The 16,809-nt window shown below is 64.6% G+C and carries 10 protein-coding genes and 1 pseudogene; 4 read left to right on the forward strand and 7 right to left on the reverse strand.

Translation table 11 applies throughout. The features are described from left to right. Window positions 1-63: 63 nt before the first annotated feature. A complete protein-coding gene (locus NLM33_RS31795; protein ID WP_254102125.1) occupies window positions 64-3,126 on the forward strand; it encodes an autotransporter domain-containing protein in 3,063 nt (1,020 codons plus the stop codon). 5 nt (window positions 3,127-3,131) lie between these two features. Here the strand turns inward: NLM33_RS31795 and NLM33_RS31800 are convergent, their stop codons facing one another. From NLM33_RS31800 to NLM33_RS31825, 6 genes are all read right to left on the reverse strand, one after another. Continuing rightward, a complete protein-coding gene (locus NLM33_RS31800) occupies window positions 3,132-3,953 on the reverse strand; it encodes an MlaD family protein (RefSeq protein ID WP_254102127.1) in 822 nt (273 codons plus the stop codon). Between the two features lie 84 nt (window positions 3,954-4,037). Beyond that, the gene (locus tag NLM33_RS31805; RefSeq protein WP_254102129.1) at window positions 4,038-6,251 is read right to left on the reverse strand and encodes an acetate--CoA ligase family protein; all 2,214 of its coding nucleotides are present in this window, start codon (window positions 6,249-6,251) and stop codon (window positions 4,038-4,040) included. A gap of 123 nt (window positions 6,252-6,374) precedes the next feature. Further along, window positions 6,375-7,367 carry a glycosyltransferase family 2 protein gene (locus NLM33_RS31810; protein WP_254102131.1) on the reverse strand — a complete coding sequence of 331 codons (993 nt, stop codon included), beginning with the start codon at window positions 7,365-7,367 and terminating at the stop codon, window positions 6,375-6,377. Between the two features lie 189 nt (window positions 7,368-7,556). After that, window positions 7,557-8,273: a DUF1614 domain-containing protein gene (locus tag NLM33_RS31815; protein ID WP_254102133.1), complete on the reverse strand. Its 717-nt coding sequence runs from the start codon at window positions 8,271-8,273 to the stop codon at window positions 7,557-7,559. 67 nt (window positions 8,274-8,340) lie between these two features. Continuing rightward, the gene (locus NLM33_RS31820; RefSeq protein WP_254102135.1) at window positions 8,341-8,910 is read right to left on the reverse strand and encodes a class GN sortase; all 570 of its coding nucleotides are present in this window, start codon (window positions 8,908-8,910) and stop codon (window positions 8,341-8,343) included. 101 nt (window positions 8,911-9,011) lie between these two features. Continuing rightward, complete coding sequence (locus tag NLM33_RS31825) at window positions 9,012-11,276, reverse strand: marine proteobacterial sortase target protein (RefSeq protein WP_254102137.1); 2,265 nt, start codon at window positions 11,274-11,276, stop codon at window positions 9,012-9,014. Window positions 11,277-11,463: 187 nt separating this feature from the next. Between NLM33_RS31825 and NLM33_RS31830 the strand changes: the two genes are divergently transcribed. Beyond that, the gene (locus NLM33_RS31830) at window positions 11,464-12,225 is read left to right on the forward strand and encodes a helix-turn-helix transcriptional regulator (protein WP_254102139.1); all 762 of its coding nucleotides are present in this window, start codon (window positions 11,464-11,466) and stop codon (window positions 12,223-12,225) included. Between the two features lie 54 nt (window positions 12,226-12,279). Next, window positions 12,280-13,755 (forward strand): glycosyltransferase family 2 protein, encoded by a 1,476-nt coding sequence (locus NLM33_RS31835; RefSeq protein ID WP_254102140.1) that lies wholly within the window; start codon window positions 12,280-12,282, stop codon window positions 13,753-13,755. A 3-nt stretch (window positions 13,756-13,758) separates the two neighbouring features. Here NLM33_RS31835 and NLM33_RS31840 read toward each other — a convergent pair. Next, a pseudogene (locus NLM33_RS31840) lies at window positions 13,759-15,311 on the reverse strand (long-chain fatty acid--CoA ligase). A gap of 271 nt (window positions 15,312-15,582) precedes the next feature. Between NLM33_RS31840 and NLM33_RS31845 the strand changes: the two are divergent. Further along, complete coding sequence (locus NLM33_RS31845; RefSeq protein WP_254106001.1) at window positions 15,583-16,719, forward strand: acyl-CoA dehydrogenase family protein; 1,137 nt, start codon at window positions 15,583-15,585, stop codon at window positions 16,717-16,719. Window positions 16,720-16,809: the final 90 nt, after the last annotated feature.

The following is a 16,809-nucleotide window of genomic DNA, read 5'->3' on the forward strand; positions in this document are numbered from 1 at the left end:
TCCCGTCGGCGCCGCTGGGAGCGCTGGGGATGTGGGGCGTTGGGGGTGGAGTTTCGGTCGCCATTGAGCAGGCGCGACGGATCGTGGCTCGGTGCCACGGCCCCTCGACCGGTCGTCTGGGTCATTCTGGCCTTGAGTGCAGTTGCTGTGCCGGCTCCTGTCAGCGCTCAGCAATTCTTCAATGGATCACAGACCACCCCGAACGGCAGCATCAATGGCGGCGGCGGCGCGTGGGATACGACCACCACCAACTGGACCAACGATCCCGGCACGGTGAGCTCCGTCTACGATCCAACCGCGCTGACCACGACGGTGTTCGGCGCTTCTGGCACCTCCACGCCGGCCATCGGCGGCACGGTGACGGTCACGTCCGCCGGCGTGCAGCTCACCAGCAGCGTCGTGTTCGATCTTACCGGCGACCTCTCGATCTACACCATCCAGGGCGGCGACCTCCGGCTCGCCGCGGGCGGAACGACGATCAGCGTGGCCGATCTTGCCGGCCCGACCGATCCGTCCGCGGTGATCGCCTCACGTATCGTCGGCAGCGGCGGTCTGAACGTCCAGGGGCCGGGCGTGCTCGCATTGACAGGGGCCAATACCTACACCGGCGGCACCTTCATCTGCTCCTGCGCAACGCTTCAGCTCGGGGACGCCACGAACACCGGCAGCATCGTCGGCGCGGTTACCAATGATGGCTTCTTCAACATCGTCAACGCCAACACCTCAGGCATCACCTCAATCCTGAATGACGGCGCGGCGACGACGACGTTCTTCAATGCGACCAGCGCCAGTTCGATTGCGATCACCAATTTCAACGGTGGCGAGACGTTCTTCGGCACATTTGGGGGAACTGATACCGCAACTGCTGCCAACGCAACCATCGTCAACGATGGCGGCGGCACGATCTTCTTTGCCCACACCACCGCGGGCTCGGCGAAGATCACCAATCAGAACGGCGGTGGCACTCTCTTTCTCGATCAATCCTCGGCGGGCTCTGCCACCATCGTGAACGCGAATTTCGGCGTGACCGTCTTCGGTCAGCCGTCCTGGACCGACACGGCGACCGCCGGCAACGCCACGATCATCAACGAAGCGACCGGCCTGACCCAGTTCGGCGCCTTCACCACCGCCGGCAACGCCACCATCATCACCAAGGACGGCGGCGAAACGGATTTTTACGACAATTCCACCGGCGGCAATGCGCGCTTCATCACCACCGGGACCGGCGTCGTCGACTTTAGCGGCAGCATCGGTCCCAATGGCGATGGCCGCATCACCGCCGGCTCGATCGAGGGCAGCGGCAACTACTACATCGGCGGCGGCAACACGCTCGTCGTTGGCAGCAACAATCTCTCGACCGAGGTGAGCGGCGTCATCGGCGACTCCTGCGGCTGCGGTCCGACCAGCTCCGGCAACCTGGAAAAGGTCGGCAGCGGAAAGCTGATCCTCTCGGGCACCAATACCTACACCGGCACCACCACCGTGAATGGCGGCGTGCTGGAGATCGACGGCGTGAACTCCCAGTCGAGCCTGACCACCGTAAACGCAGGCGGCGCGCTGTTCGGCTTCGGCATTGTCGGCAACACCGTCATCGCCTCTGGCGGCATCTTTGCGCCCGGCGACGGCGGACCGGGCTCGAGCATGCTGGTTCAGGGCAACCTCGCCTTCCAGTCCGGCGCGCTCTACCTCGTGCAGATCGGGAGTGGCATCAGTTCGAGCTTTGCCAATGTGCTCGGCAATGTCACCTTGAACGGCACTGTCGGTGTCTCGCTAAATCCGGGCAGCTCGGTGTTAGCACAATACCAGATCATGCAGTTTACGGGCACCGCCACCGGTAACTTTGCAGGAGTCGCCGCGCCCGGTGGCCTCATCGGTACGACCAACGTGGTAGGCGGCATCGTCTATCTCAATTTCACGCTCGACTATGGAGCCAAGTACGGCCTCAACGTCAATCAGAAGAACGTCGCGACCACTCTGCAAAACTTCTTCAACGCCAATGGCGGCCTGCCGGCTGCATTCGCGGGCCTCGGTCCCAACGGCCTGACCCAGGCTTCGGGCGAGCCGGCAACGGGTTCGCAGCAGGCCACGTTCAATGCGATGAGCCTGTTCCTCAGCCTCCTGACCGATCCGTTCTCGGCTGGACGCAATGGTGGCGCACCAGGTGCGACGCCCTTTGCCGATGAAGCTGGCGCGAGCGCCTACTCATCCAGCGGCAAGGCCACGGGTAGGATCGCGCGCGATGCGTTCGCTTCGATCTACCGCAAGGCGCCGCAGGCTGATTTCGAGCAGCGCTGGAATGTGTGGGCGGCGGGCTTTGGAGGTTCGCAGGCCACGGATGGCAACGCTGCGCTCGGCTCCAGCAACACGACAAGCAATTTGTACGGCACGGCAGTCGGCCTCGACTATCGCTTCTCGCCCTCGACGGTCGCCGGCTTCGCGCTTGCCGGTGGTGCCACCGGCTTCAGCGTCAACGGGCTCGGCTGGGGGCATTCCGATCTGTTCCAGGCGGGTGCCTTCGTTCGTCACACGTCGGGGCCTGCTTACGTCACGGCCGCGCTGGCCTATGGCTGGCAGGACCTCACCACCAATCGCATCGTCACGGCCGCGGGCTTCGATCAATTGCAAGCCCGGTTCAACGCCAACGCATTCTCGGGTCGCATCGAAGGCGGTTATCGTTACGTGACGCCCTGGATGGGCGTGACGCCCTATGCCGCGCTTCAGGCGACCAATTTCAATCTGCCGAACTACGCCGAAGCCGCGGTCGTCGGCAGCAACGCCTTTGCGCTCACTTATGCCGCCAGAAGTGTAACCGATACCCGTGCCGAGCTCGGCCTTCGCACCGACAAATCGTTTGCGGCCTTAGGCGGCGTCATCACGCTGCGCGGCCGCGCTGCCTGGGCGCATGATTTCAATCCAGACCGCACCATTGGTGCCGTGTTTCAGACCCTGCCGGGCTCGGCCTTTGTCGTGAACGGTGCGGCACTCTCGCGTGACTCCGCATTGACCACGGCCTCGGCAGAGATGAGCTGGCTGAACGGCTGGTCGGCGGCGGCAACCTTCGAAGGCGAGTTCTCCAACCTCACCCGGTCCTATGCCGGCAAGGGCGTCGTGCGCTACGCCTGGTAGGCAAATCACTGCTTCTGCTGTGTGGGCCTGCGCGGCGGGCGAGGGGCCACCGGCGTGCCGGCCATCTTGTTGGCGGCCTCGCTGATGTCGAGGAGGGTGCGGCGGCCGTCCTCGATGAAGCTCGCCGATTTCTTCTTCATGGTGTCGGCGAGCTCGCGCAATCCCTTCACCTTCTCGAACAGCTCGTCGGCCCTGCCGTCGGCGAAGCCGGGCACGACGTTCTCGATCTTGGTCACCGCATTGTCGAAGCTCGCGAAGCCCTTGTCGACCTTGCCCATCACGGCGTCGATCTCTTCGCCCTTGCCCTTGAGGTCGGCGGTATAGTCTTCGAAGGTGCGCAAGCCGTCCTTGATCGCGGCCGAGTTGCTCACGATCATACGGTCGACATTGTGCAGGGTCTCGACGATCGATTCGGCGTCGCTGAGATCGGCGGTCAGCACGGGAATTCCGTCCTCATCCAGCGGCACGGGCGGTGCCGAGGGCGCGCCGCCGATCAGCGAGATCGCGGCGATGCCGGTCAGGCCCTGGAACTCGATGCCGGCCACGGTGTCCTTGCGGATCGGGGCCGCGTTGTCGAGCATGACGAGCGCGACGACCTTGCGCGGATTGTCGAGCTTGATCGACAGGATCTGGCCGGCCGGCACGCCGTCGAAATTCACCGGGCCGCCCCGGCGCAGGCCGCTGGCCGAGCCGCCCTCGAAGACCACGCGCAACTGGCTGCGGCTCTGGGCCGCGCGGTATTTCTGCACGCCAAGCAGGCCGCCGAACGCCACGGCGATCGCCAGCAGCGTCACGGTTCCGATCATCAAATTGCTTCTGCGCGCCATGGTCCGTTCCGGCCCGCGACCTGCCGCCGAGGAAGCGGAGTCGCGCGCCGATTTTATGGGCAAAGCGCGGCCAGTGGAAGCCGATCAATGCCCGGCCGCGCGTCGGGCGGCGGCGTTGTTGAGGACGATCAATGCGTCTACGGCGACACCGGTTCTGGCATTGATCAGGAACGGGTTGACGTCGATCGAGGCGATCCGATCGCCGGCGTCCGCAATCAGGTTGGCGAGGCCGACCAGGGCCTTCACGGCGGAGGCCTCATCCAGCTTTGGCTTGCCGCGATAGCCGCGCATCTTGACCCCAGCCTTGGTGCGGCCGATCAGCTGCCGTGCCTCGGCAGCATTGAGCGGCGCGCCGGCCAACGCGACGTCCTTCACCAGCTCGATGTCGACGCCGCCGGTGCCGAACAGCACCACCGGTCCCATCTCGGCGTCGAGCGAGGCGCCGACCACGAGCTCGAGATCGGCCTTGACCTGCTGCGCGATCAGGATGCCGTCGAGCCTGGGCTTGCCCTTCAGCTTCATGACCCGCGCGGTGATGTCGTTGAACGCCTGCTTCACCTCGGTCGCGCTGCTCAGATTGAGCACGACGCCGCCGATGTCGGACTTGTGCAGGATCTCGGCGCTGACGACCTTGGCGACCACCGGGAAACCGATCTGCTTGGCGATCTTCACGGCCTCGGCCGGCGTCTGCGCGATTCCTTCCTTGGAGATCGGGATGCCGTAGGCCTTCAACAGCTTCTTCGAGGCGACCTCGTCGAGTGCGGCGCCGGTGGCGGCCTTCAGCGTCTTCTCCAGCACGGCGCGCGCCGCGGGCCTCGAGCTTGCGACGGCATCCGGCACTTCCTTGGCGAGTTTTGCGTAGTCGAGCAGCGACTTGATTGCGGTCACTGCTCGGTCGAGGCCCTGCATCACGGCGATATGCGGCAGCGATTTGCGCAGGGCTTTTGTGAACTCGGTGAAGCCGATCGACATCGCGCTGATATAGATCACCGGCTTTGCGGCCCGGCTCGCCATCTCGTTGACGATGCGCAAGTTGCGTTCGCGCTGCTCATGCGGCGCCTTCGGCAGCTCGGCATCGATGATGACGATGTCGATATCGGGATCGTCGATCATCAGCTTGATTGATCGCATGTAGACGGATGGATCGACCACCGCGGCAAAGCCGGCGTCGAGCGGATTGCCGACGATCGAGCCGGGACCCAGCATCTTTGCGAGTTCGCCGCTGACATGTGGGCTCAGCGCTGCAAAGTCGAGCCCGGCCGCGTCGAAGGCATCGATCAAGAGCCCGCGCTTGCCGCCCGACAGCGTCACCGCCGCGAGGCGATTGCCTTTCGGCACGGTGCTGTGCACGAAACATTCGGTGGTCTCGATCAGCTCGTCGAGACCGCGAACGCGGATCACGCCTTCGCGCGTTGCGATCGCGTCGAAGGTTTCGATGGAGCCCGCAAGCGCGCCGGTATGCGCCATTGCCGCCGCGCGGCCGCCCTCGGAAGCGCCGAGCTTGAGCGCGATCACCGGTTTGCTGGCGGCACGCGCGGCCTTGCAGGCATCGCGAAACGCCTTGGTGTTGCGCACGCCCTCGAGATAGACGACGATCACGCGGATGCTCGGATCCTCGGCGAAATAGCGCATCAGATCGGGCGTTTCGAGCCCAGCCTCGTTGCCGGTAGTCACCATGTACCCGACACCGACGCCCCGATCCTCCAGCGCCTGGCGGATCGCCATCACGATGGCCCCGGATTGTCCGGCGATCGCCACCGCGCCCTGGTCCATGGTGACGACGCGGTCGTCGATATTGGTGAAGAGTTTTTCGCCGGCGCTCAAATTGCCGAGGCAGTTCGGTCCGGTGACGGCGAGGCCGGTCTCGCGTATTGCCTGCTGCAATTCGCCAGCGAGTTTCTGGCTCTCCTCATCCTGCAGCTCGCTGAAGCCCGAGGTGACGATGGTGGCCGAGCGTGCGCCGGCTGCGGCGGCATCGCGGATCACCTGCACGGCGAAGCGTGCCGGCACCAGCACCAGCACGTGATCGGGCTGTTCGGGGAGGCTTGAAAAATCCTTGTAGCAGGTCACGCCCCAGATTGTTTCGCGCTTCGCGTTGATCGGAAACAGGGAGCCGGCGAATCTGTACTTGATCAGGTTGTTCCAGATGCGCTCGGCATAGTTGCCGGGCTTGTCGGTGGCGCCGACCAGCACGATGTTGCGCGGATGCAGCATCGCGTGGATGCCTTTCACGACGTCGCTGGCATCGGGAGCTGGAGACCATGGCAGGGCGGTTGCAGCGGTTACCTTTGCTTCCATGGTTCCTCACCTTGTTCTTCTCGGCGTGCGTTCTTGTCGGCACGTCCGCTTTTGTAGGGTGAGTTCGCACGGGTGGCAACCGCGCGGCCCGCATGCCGCCGCGCGGAATAGGGCCTGCCGCAATCAGTATTTAAGGAGGCCGAGTTTGTAGCCGTAGTGATAGGCAATCTGGAGCGCGAGATAAGGCGCGATGACACGGCGGATCTCGGCCTGCGTGGGATCGAAACCCAGCACGCGCCGCCGCAGAATTCCCATCTCCTTCACCCCCACCGCATAGGTGGCGGCGGTCTTCTGCGCATCGTGGATGCGGAAGCACGACAAGAACCGCGGCAGGCGGACGAATTTGAAACCCGCCGCCTGCGCGCGCAGGATGAAGTCCCAGTCGAGGGCGTAGTGGAAGCTCTCGTCGATCGGCCCGACCTTGTCCCACACCCGCTTGCGCCAGAACATGGTCTCCTGCGGAATGTAGTCGGCATATCTGAGCGTCTTGCCGTGATAGGGCGGCAGCACGGCGCGGCCGACCTCCAGCCCGTCGCGATCGACGAACACGCGATGCCCATAGACGATGTCGACGTCCGGATGCGACGTGAAATAGTTGGCGACATAGGCGAGCGTACCGGGCAGCAGCATATCGTCGCTGTTGAGGTACGCCATGATCTCGCAGTCGACGCCGGAAAAGCCGATATTGATGGCGTTCGACTGGCCCTTGTCGGGCTCGCTGCGCCAGCTCAGGCCGTTGCCGCGCTTGCCGAGCAGCTCAGCCGTTCCGTCGATCGAGGCGCCATCCTGCACGTGATAATGCAGGTTTGGATAGTCCTGATTGAGGATGCTGTCGATGGTGGCGTCGAGATAGTGCACGTGATTGTAGCTCGGCGTCACCATCGCGATTCGCGGTGCGTTCGCGGGCGCCGCTGGAGCGGGCTGAAAGCCGTTCACGTTGAGCAGGCGCGGCGGATATTGCTCGAACGTCCACATCGGCGGCCGTCGCCAGAGGCTGCGCAGCGACTCTCGTCTTTGTCCCGCGGCGATGAGATGCTGGTTTCTCTCCAGGAGCGCGATACGGCTTCCGATCTGATCGAGCTGTTGCAGAACCTTCTGCTTGAATTCGTCGTCCATCAATAAAGTTCCGCAACAGGAATGCAGTCTCAAAAATCGCCTGGCCAAGCCGTTCGCTATGAGGCGTTCTCTACGAGCCGTTCTCTATAGGTCTATGGCCGGTAATGCCAGTTCAGTTCCCCGCGCAAAGCGGGCGCCCGGAGGCCATGGTTAGAAGCCATCGTTAATTGTGCGCGACATGAGAAGCTCTCACCAGACCTCCCGGGGTCTTGAGGGCGAGGCGATGCCCGCCAGCAGCACGGCGAGGATGCCCGTCAGGAAGATGCCGTCGAACGTCCCCGCGCCGCCGATCGAGGCGACGGGGGCGCCGAGATTGCCGATCTTGTCGAGGTTGAGCAAATCGGCTCCGATCAGGGTGCCCATCGAGCCGCCGATATAGGCGAGCGGCGCGGCATATTCGCGCGACAGCAGGAAGGCCAGGATCGCCGTGACCACCACCGGCGCGAAGACGGGAACCGCGATGCCGACTCCCTGCACCGGTGTCGCCATCATGTGGATGACGAAGGCGATCGCGATCACCGCGATCACAGCCTTCAGCCAGAGTTGGTAGCGTAGCACGAGATAGCTCGACATCAATGTTGGGATCACGGCGCCGCCGACATTCACCGCAAGCACCGTGCCCGGCCATTGCGTTACCAGCGGCACCACATAGCGCATGCCGAAGAAATCGACAATCTCGCCCGAGCGTACCGCCTTGCCCGGCAGCACCGTGACCGGGATGTTGAAATAGCTGCCGACCAGCGAGCCGAACAACAGCAGCAGCGCAACGCCTGGTCCGACGCCAAGCTTCATATAGGCATAGCGCAGGATGCGGAGCTGGATCAGGATGATCAGCCCGGCGAACAGCAGCACCAGGATGGAAAACAGGCCGGGTGTGATCGGCAGGTATTGAACTTGTGAATGCATAGTCACACAGGTTGCATCTGGCGCGGTGCGGCTGCCACCATCCCACGGGACGGCCGCGATGACAAACCTAGCTGCCGGTTCCAATCAGAGTCGCGTGCAGGATGTAGCGATCCGGACCCGAGGTAAGCGCGTCGAACGGCCAGCAGGTCGACAGCACGAGCTCGTAGCCTTGTGCATGGGGATCGATGCCCGAGGCGTCGAAACGCACGATGGCCGAGGAGTCGGCGCGGTAGTGAAAGTGCTTGCCGTCGCTGCGCGTGACCTCGATCGCGTCACCGATGGCAACATCTCGCAAGAAATGGAAATGCGTGTCGCGATGCGCGGCGTAGACGGCGACGCCGCGCTCGCCGGCGTCCGCGGTCTGTTCGACATGTCCGGGACCGAAGGCGAGCGCCTGGCCGCTGCTGCCTGCAAGCACGATGGCGCTGGCGCCGATCCGCTTCACCTCGATCCGCGCAACCGGCCATGTATCCGCCCACGACCACGGCTTCGTCGGCTGGCCGCTTGCGATGCCCTCGGTGAACGCGCGTTCCAGCAGCACCTGCGCCAGCCATGCCTTGGCGTGGATATAAGCGCCGTCGCCGAACAGGATGAGGCCGACGAGCGCCAGGGTGAGAGGAGAGATGATGCGGCGCATTGGTGTTTCCGCAAATCGAAAAAAGGCGCGCGCGGCTGTTTGGGGCGGGTGACGGGCAGCCGCGCGCGCTGAAGAAGAGGAGGTGGCTGAGACCTCCTCTTTCACCCGGCGTCAGTGAGCAAAGGCTGACGCCGGTTGAATACGAACAGGACCAGGCTGAGCAGCAGCACGATCAGTCCTGCGATCATCTTCAACTCGGCCGAGGTCGCCGTCTTCGGCAGGCGGATCGTGTCGGCTGCCGCAGGCGTCGGGCGCCGCGCGGTCGGCTGGGTACTCGCATCCGCATGACGCTCGCGAAGCTGTGTCGGCACTTGCTGCGGCCGTTCGCCGAACACTTTTTCGAAGTCCCAGCCGGCCGGCAGGTTGATCGGCAACTCGTTGAGCTTGAGCGGCTCGCCTTCGGGGCGACTCGGCGTCTTGTCGACGGCGACGAGGCTAGTCAGCCGGGTGACGATCTGGTGCTCCAGCGCCAACCGCAAAATTGCCTTGTCGGCATCCTCCGGATTCATCTCGCGCATGGTGCGCGCCACCTCGGCGTCGCCGATCTTGCGGTTGGCCCAGAGTTTTGAGAGGCCCTTGCCCTCGGCGGCATTTTGCAGCGGCAGCGTCACCGACCACGGCCGGTCACCGACACGACCCTTGATCTCGAGCGAGCCCGAAAGCTTGTCGAGCTTGGCCGCGAGCACCAGCGGCTCGTCGCGATAGACGTCGGGGATGATGGCCGGCGTGATATCGGCCGAGGCGTCCGAGAACTTGGTGGAGAGGCCGGTCACGGCCGGATTTTCCAGCTTGGCGAACAGGCCGCGCATGCGTTCCTCGACCTGCTCGACCGAGCCGATATGGGTGAAGGCGCCGCGCCCGAGCTCGGAGGCGCGGGTCATCAGATAGGTGTTGGGCGCAGAGCCGATGCCGACCATGAAGATGCGCGAGCGGCCGCGCATCGCCGTGATCGTCTCGAACAATTGCTGCTCATTGCCGATTGCGCCGTCGGTCAGGAATACGACCTGGCGGACCATGCTGGTGTCGCCGAGACCATCGGTCAGCGCGGCGCGCATCGCCGGCACCATCTCGGTGCCGCCACGGGCCTGAAGCGCGTCCACGAAAGCGGTTGCCTGCCGGACATGCTCGGTGTCGGCGGGCACTGACGTCGTGAACAGCACGTCCATGGTGTCGTCGAAGCGGATGACGTTGAAGCGATCGTTCGGCTGGAGGCGAGAGAGGGCGTAGGTGAGGCTGGCCTTGGCCTGGATGATCGAGGTGCCGCCCATCGAGCCGGAATTGTCGATCACGAACACGACTTCGCGCGGCAAGGGTTTTTGCGTCGCCTGCTCGATCGACGGCGGGGTCACGAAGGCGAGCAGGTAATCGGCGTCGCCGACATGCTCGCGGAACAGGCCGACCGACGGCGCTTTCTCGGCCGCGGGCTTCCAGGTCAGCTCGAAATCGCGGTCTGCGGGCACGGTGTCGTCGGCAAGACGAACGATCCGCGTTGCATTGTCGGGGCTCTCGATCTTGACGGCATGGTGATGGCTCTTGACCTCGCCGAGCGCGAAGCCGCCCTGGAGACGAACCGTGATGCTGGTCGGATTGATCGGCGGATTCTTGGCGGGATCCAGCACAGGCGGCGAGATACGATCACGATCCGGCACCGGGTCGGTCTTGCTCGCGCCCCAGCCGGAGCCGTCGGGACGGAAATCGACGCTCTGCACGATCGGCGCCGGATTGTAGCGCGGCCCGACCACGAGCGGCACGCGCAGCGAATACTCGTTGCCGGACTGGTGCACCGGCTCCTGATATTCGATCTGCACCAGCACGGTTTCACCCGGGCCGATATTGGCGACCGAGTTGGTGAAGATATTCGGCCGTTCCTGCTCGGTGAGCGCGGCCTTCTGGCCGTCCCGACGCGCCTGCTCATAGATCACGCGCGCCTGCTGCCGCTCCTTGATGTCGCCGACGATGACGCGGTCGCCGACCACCATCTTCAGCGTGTCGACCGCGCCGTTGGCGGCCATCGGATAGACATAGGTCGCCTCGACCCAGTCCTTGGTGGGATTCCTGAACACTTGCGTGACGCGGGCGCGCAGCGTCGGGCCGGAGACGGTGATGTCGACATCGATGCCGAGACGGACGGCCTCTGTGGTGGCGCCGTCGTCCTTCAGAAACAGCGTCCCCGAGCGGGCCTCGCCCGGCTGCAGCAGGCTCGCCTGCTCCGGCGTGGCCGACCAACTCGGCACGAAGCTCACAAGCAGGGCCACGAAGGCGATCAGGATCACGGCAACGCCCTGCGCCAGCAGAAACAGCCCCAGATTGATCAGCTTTCGCAGCATGGGGTGTTCGTCACTGTCGGTCTCGTCATAAATGCTCATCTCACCTGCTCCCGAAGCACGTTTGGCTGGCCTCTATTTCGGCCGCGGAGCCCTGATTTCGCGAGCAGAATGATCGGCAATGTTCGGCCGCCGGCCACCCGGACCGGCCGCCGCGGAGACGGCCCTGTGTGGTTTTGTGCTGATTTGTCCGGCCTGCTAGAATGTCCGCCTGGAGCAGGGAATAACGATGCAGACGCCGGACAAGCAGCTTACCGACGAGCAAAGCCGCGAGGTTGGGGAGAAAATCCGCGAGGAGCTCGCCAAACGCCGCATCTCCCGGCAGGCGCTGGCCGAGCAGGCCAAGCTCAGCCTGTCGACGCTGGAAAAGGTGCTGGGCGGCCGGCGCCCGTTCACGCTGGCGACCACGGTGCGGCTGGAGCAGGCGCTGGGGGTCTCATTGCGGAAAAATCACGCTGCGCCGCCGGCGCCTGCCGCAGGCAACGATGTCGCGCCCGACAGTCTCGGCTCCTATTCGCACCGCGCGGTGACCTGGCTCGAGGACGTCTACATCACGCTGCGGCCGTCATTCGGCGACAAGGACGCCCTCTTTGCCTACCGCACCGAGATCGCCTGGGAGCCGAAAGTGTCGTCGCTGGTCTTTCGTGAAGGTGAGCGCACGGACGCCGCCTATGAGCATACCGGCGAGGTTGCCGTCCCCCATCAGTCCGGCTTCATCTATCTCGTCATCAACCGGCACGGGCAGCATCGCGTGATCACGGTGTCGCGGCCGACGGTGGCCGGCGAGATGTACGGCATCATCTCGACGCTGCGCGCCGGCCCGGGCTCGCAGCTGACGCCGATCGCGGCACCCATCGCCCTCGTGCCGGCGCGAAACGTCAAGACGCCGACCTTGGGGCGGATTGCTCCCGACAACGTCAATTATGCGCTGTACCGTGACCATCTGCGTCGTACGGTGGACGAATCATTCGCCCTGTTCCTTCCGGTCTAGCGGCTCTTTCGTCCCGGCGTTGCTTTTTGTTGAATCCATTTGTCAGTGTCATTCATGCCAAGTCCGCAAGCCGAGCCCGACGCCGAGGGGCCGCTGTTCTCCGTCATCATTCCGCTCGAATATCACCGCGGGCAGTGGGAGCAGTCATGGCAGGGCTGGATGTCGCAGACCATTGCCCGCCCGCTTTACGAGATCATCCTGGTCGTGCCGCCGGACTTTTCGCTGCGCGAGAATCTGTCCGCGCTTGCTGGCGGTGAGGCGCGGCTCGAGTTCGCCGATTCGGCCCATGACATCGGCCTTTGTGCGGTCGGCGCGACGAGGGCGCGTGGGAAATATCTGTTCTTCACGGAATCGCACTGCTGGCCGGAGCCCGACGTGCTCGCGCTTTGTGTCTGCGCCTTCGAGGATCATCCCGAGTGGTCTGGCTTTTCCTGCAAGTCGATTCCGGTCTGCCACAATCGCCTCTCGCAAGCAGAGGCCACGATGTATCAGGCCGACATCGATTTCGGCATGAAGGTGCATCCCTGGCGCAAGGTGCTGGACCAATGCTTCGTGACGCGGCGTGAGGTCTATGAGGAATGCGGCGGCTTGCGCGAGGAGCTCGGCCATTTCGCCGAATGGGTGCTCGCAGCCGCCTACCACGCGCGCGGCCATGTCATCGGTTATCTCGAGGAGGCGCGCTTCCATCATTACTATGTCGGACGGCTGTCCGACCTGAAGACGTTCACGCTCGATTTCGTGGAAGGCGAGATCCGCTACCTCAGCGGGGCACGGCGGGAGCCCGGCAGCGAGCTTCTGGAGATTCCGGTCGAATGGAGCAGCCAGGACAATTTCGATCCCGCGCTTGCGCGGAGCGCGCTTCGTGCCTTGGTGATTGATGGCCGTTCATGGTCGAGACACCGTCGCGAGACATGGCGCGGATTCCGGCGGTGGGTTGGGCCTGCGCTGTTTGGAGACCTTCTCGCGCGCGGTGCAGCGCGGCTCGCAGCAGCCTATGCCCGCTGCGTCCTGACTGTTCTGTCGCGTGTCGGCTCGTCCGAGAGCATCGCGCGCTGGATGAAGCGTTACATTGCAGCCCTGATCGATGTTCAGCGTCTCGATTGCATCCACCGCGTTCGCGAGGCCGGCGGCGCTCGGTTGCAGCGGTTGGGCGATCCTGTACTTGCGCAGGCCGGCTTCAATGCGGTGGAGATCTGGCAGGGTCGCGCCTTCCGCTGGAGTGAGCCCGAAGCTGCGGTCCGGATCAGCGGACGGCCCGGCCGCAACGTCGTTCGTGTTCAATGCCTCAACGTTCGCGAACCCCTCGATCGAGTAGGGCTCCGCTTCTATCTCGACGGCGCTGATATCGCCGACCGATCGATCGCGATCCATGAGGATGGCTTCGTGCTGCGCCTTGAGCTGCCGTCATCGGGCGAGGCCACGCTGGCATGGACCTGTCCGCGCTTTGCGGCCTTGGGCGATCCGCGCCGCCTCGGCCTGCCGGTGGTGGCGATCGAAGTGGCGAGCGACACACAGCCGCGCGAGGCTTGACGCTCAGGCGGTCGCGGGCGTGGCTTTGTCGACTTCCGAAGCCGCCGAAAACTCCTTGCGTAGCGTCGGCTTGTGGATCTTGCCGGTGGCGTTGCGTGGCAGCGCGTCGACGAAGCGGACCTGACGCGGGCATTTGAAGCGTGCGAGATTGGCGGCGCAGTGCGCGAAGATGTCCGCTTCGCTCAAAGCTTGTCCCGGCTTGACCGCGACGATGGCAAGCCCAACCTCGCCCCATTGCGCATCGGGAATGCCGATCACGGCGGCTTCCGCGATTGCCGCGATCTGATGCAGGACGTTCTCGACCTCGGCCGGATAGACGTTCTCGCCACCGGAAATGTACATGTCCTTCCAGCGGTCGACGATGTAGTAAAACCCCTCCTCGTCGACGCGCGTCGCATCGCCCGTATGCAGCCAGCCGTCGGTGAAGGAGGATGTGTTGGCCTCCGGCCGGTTCCAGTAGCCGGGCGTGATGTTCGGTCCCTTCACCCAGAGCTCGCCAAGCTCGCCGACATCGGCGTCGGCGCCGTCGGGCCGCACGATCCGCACCTCCGTATGCAGCACCGGCTTGCCGGCGGAGCCGGCCTTGCGCGCTGCATCCTCTCGGTCGAGCACCAGCACCGCCGGAGATGTCTCGGTCATGCCGTAACCCTGCTGAAGCGCGACGCCGCGCGCCTCCCAGACCTTCAGCAGCGGCACCGGCATGGGCGCGCCGCCGACGCCGCAGGTCGCGAGCCGACTGAGATCAGTGGTCGCGAAGGCCGGATGCTGCGCCATGAACTGGTAGATCGCAGGCACGCCGAAGAACACGTTGATGCCCTGCGCGGGATCGCCGATCAGTTGCAGTGCAAGTCCGGGATCGAAGGCGCGCATGATCAGCGCGGTGCCGCCGGCATGCAGCGCCGGATTGGTGTAGCAGTTGAGCCCGCCGGTGTGGAACAGCGGCAGCACGGTGAGCAGCACCGTGGACGGTCCAATGCCGGCGGGCCCGCCGAGATTGACGCAATTCCAGAACGTCATGCCATGGGTGATGGTCGCGCCCTTGGGATGGCCGGTGGTGCCCGACGTGTACATGATGGTCGAGACATCATCGAGCGTGACCTGCTCGATCTTGTCGAGCGGCCTTGCCGCGGCGATGCCGGCTTCGTAGGAGCCGCCGGGACCGAGCAGCAGCGTCGCCTTGATGTCGCAGAGCTTGTCACGCTGAGCGCGGTCTCGGCGAGATCGCCGTCATGGACCATCACCTTCGGCGCGCAATCGCCGACGATGAACTGCAATTCGGGAACGGTGAGGCGGGTGTTCAGCGGCACGAACACGGCGCCGAGCCGGAAGCAGGCGAACTGCACCTCCAGCGTGTCGGTCGTGTTCTGCGCCAGCACCGTGACGCGATCTCCGCGCGAGACCTTCAGGCTGTCGCGCAGATGCGCGGCGAGGCGCGAGATGCGCGCGTCGAATTGTGCGTAGCTGAAGCGGCGCTCGCTCGCGAGGTCGACGATCGCGATCTTGCTCGGCGCGCGGCGGCTGTGATGGGCGATCCAGTCGTAATGGCGAACGGTCAAGTCTCCCTCCATTTGCGGTCTTGTGCCGCCTGCCTGCCATTGCCGTGCAACATGCCCAGGCCGGCCCGGAAAGGGCCGGCCGGAGTTTTGTGCAAGGTTCTTTTTGGTTCGGAGTTGGTCCGCGAGAGGCCTAAACTGTCTTGCGTTGAGTTGCTGGAACATGGCTCGACCGAAGCCGGCTGCCCCCGGCCAGCCACTCGACGCAAGTGAGCGGGGTGGTGTTCCGGCCATGGTGGCACCAGGAATCGCCGCCAGCGAAAGCGATCACGCGATGACGAGCCTGTTCTACACCGCCGAGCACGACGCCTTCCGCGCCGTGATGCGCCGCTTCGTCGAGAAGGAGATCGAACCTCACGCCCATGAATGGGACGAGGCCGGCGAGTTCCCGCGCGCGCTCTATCGCAAGGCCGCGGAGATCGGGCTGTTGGGGCTTGGATTCCCGGAAGAGTATGGTGGCGTCCCTGCCGACCAGTTCATGAAGATCGTGGCGAGCCAGGAACTGGCGCGCGCCGGCGCCGGCGGCATCAGTGCGTCGCTCATGAGCCACACCATCGGTTCACCGCCGATCGCGCGCGCCGCGCGGCCCGAGATCAAGGCGAGGGTGCTGCCGCAGGTTCTCGCCGGTGAAAAGATATCCGCACTTGCGATCACCGAGCCGAGCGGCGGCTCCGACGTTGCGAACCTGCGCACCAAAGCGCGCCGTGAAGGCGATCGCTACGTCGTGAGCGGCGAGAAGACGTTCATCACCTCAGGGCTCCGCGCCGACTATCTGACTGTTGCCGTGCGCACGGGCGGCGAGGGCGCCGGGGGCGTCAGCCTGCTCCTGATCGAGGGCGATACACCCGGCCTGTCGCGCACCAGGCTGAAGAAGATGGGTTGGTGGGCGTCCGATACGGCGACGCTGCATTTCGACGACTGCTGCGTGCCGGCCGAGAACCTGATCGGCGAGGAAGGGCAGGGCTTCAAGATCATCATGCAAAACTTCAACAGTGAGCGCATGGGCATGGCGGCAGGCTGCACGGCCTTCGCTCGTGTCTGCCTCGATGAGGCGATCGCTTATGTGAAGGAACGCAAGACGTTCGGCAAGCCGCTCGCCCAGCACCAGGTGATCCGCCACAAGATCGTCGACATGGCGCAGAAGGTCGCGGCGTCCCAGGCGATGCTGGAACTGCTGGCCTGGCGGCTGGAGCAGGGCGAGAGCCCGGTTGCCGAAATCTGCATGATGAAGAACCAGGCGACGCAGACGATGGCGTTCTGCGCCTCTGAGGCCGTGCAGATCTTTGGCGGCGCCGGTTTCATGCGCGGCATCAAGGCCGAACGCATCTACCGCGAGGTCAAGGTCAACGCCATCGGCGGCGGCACCGAGGAGATCATGAAGGATCTGGCGTCGAGGCAGATGGGGTTGTGACCTTCACCGTCATTCCGGGGCGACGCGAAGCGTCGAACCCGGAATCTCGATATTCTTGGACTCATCTCTGGATTCCGGGTTCGCGCTTCG

Origin of the sequence: Bradyrhizobium sp. CCGUVB1N3 (assembly GCF_024199925.1) — a bacterium.
Classification (GTDB): domain Bacteria; phylum Pseudomonadota; class Alphaproteobacteria; order Rhizobiales; family Xanthobacteraceae; genus Bradyrhizobium.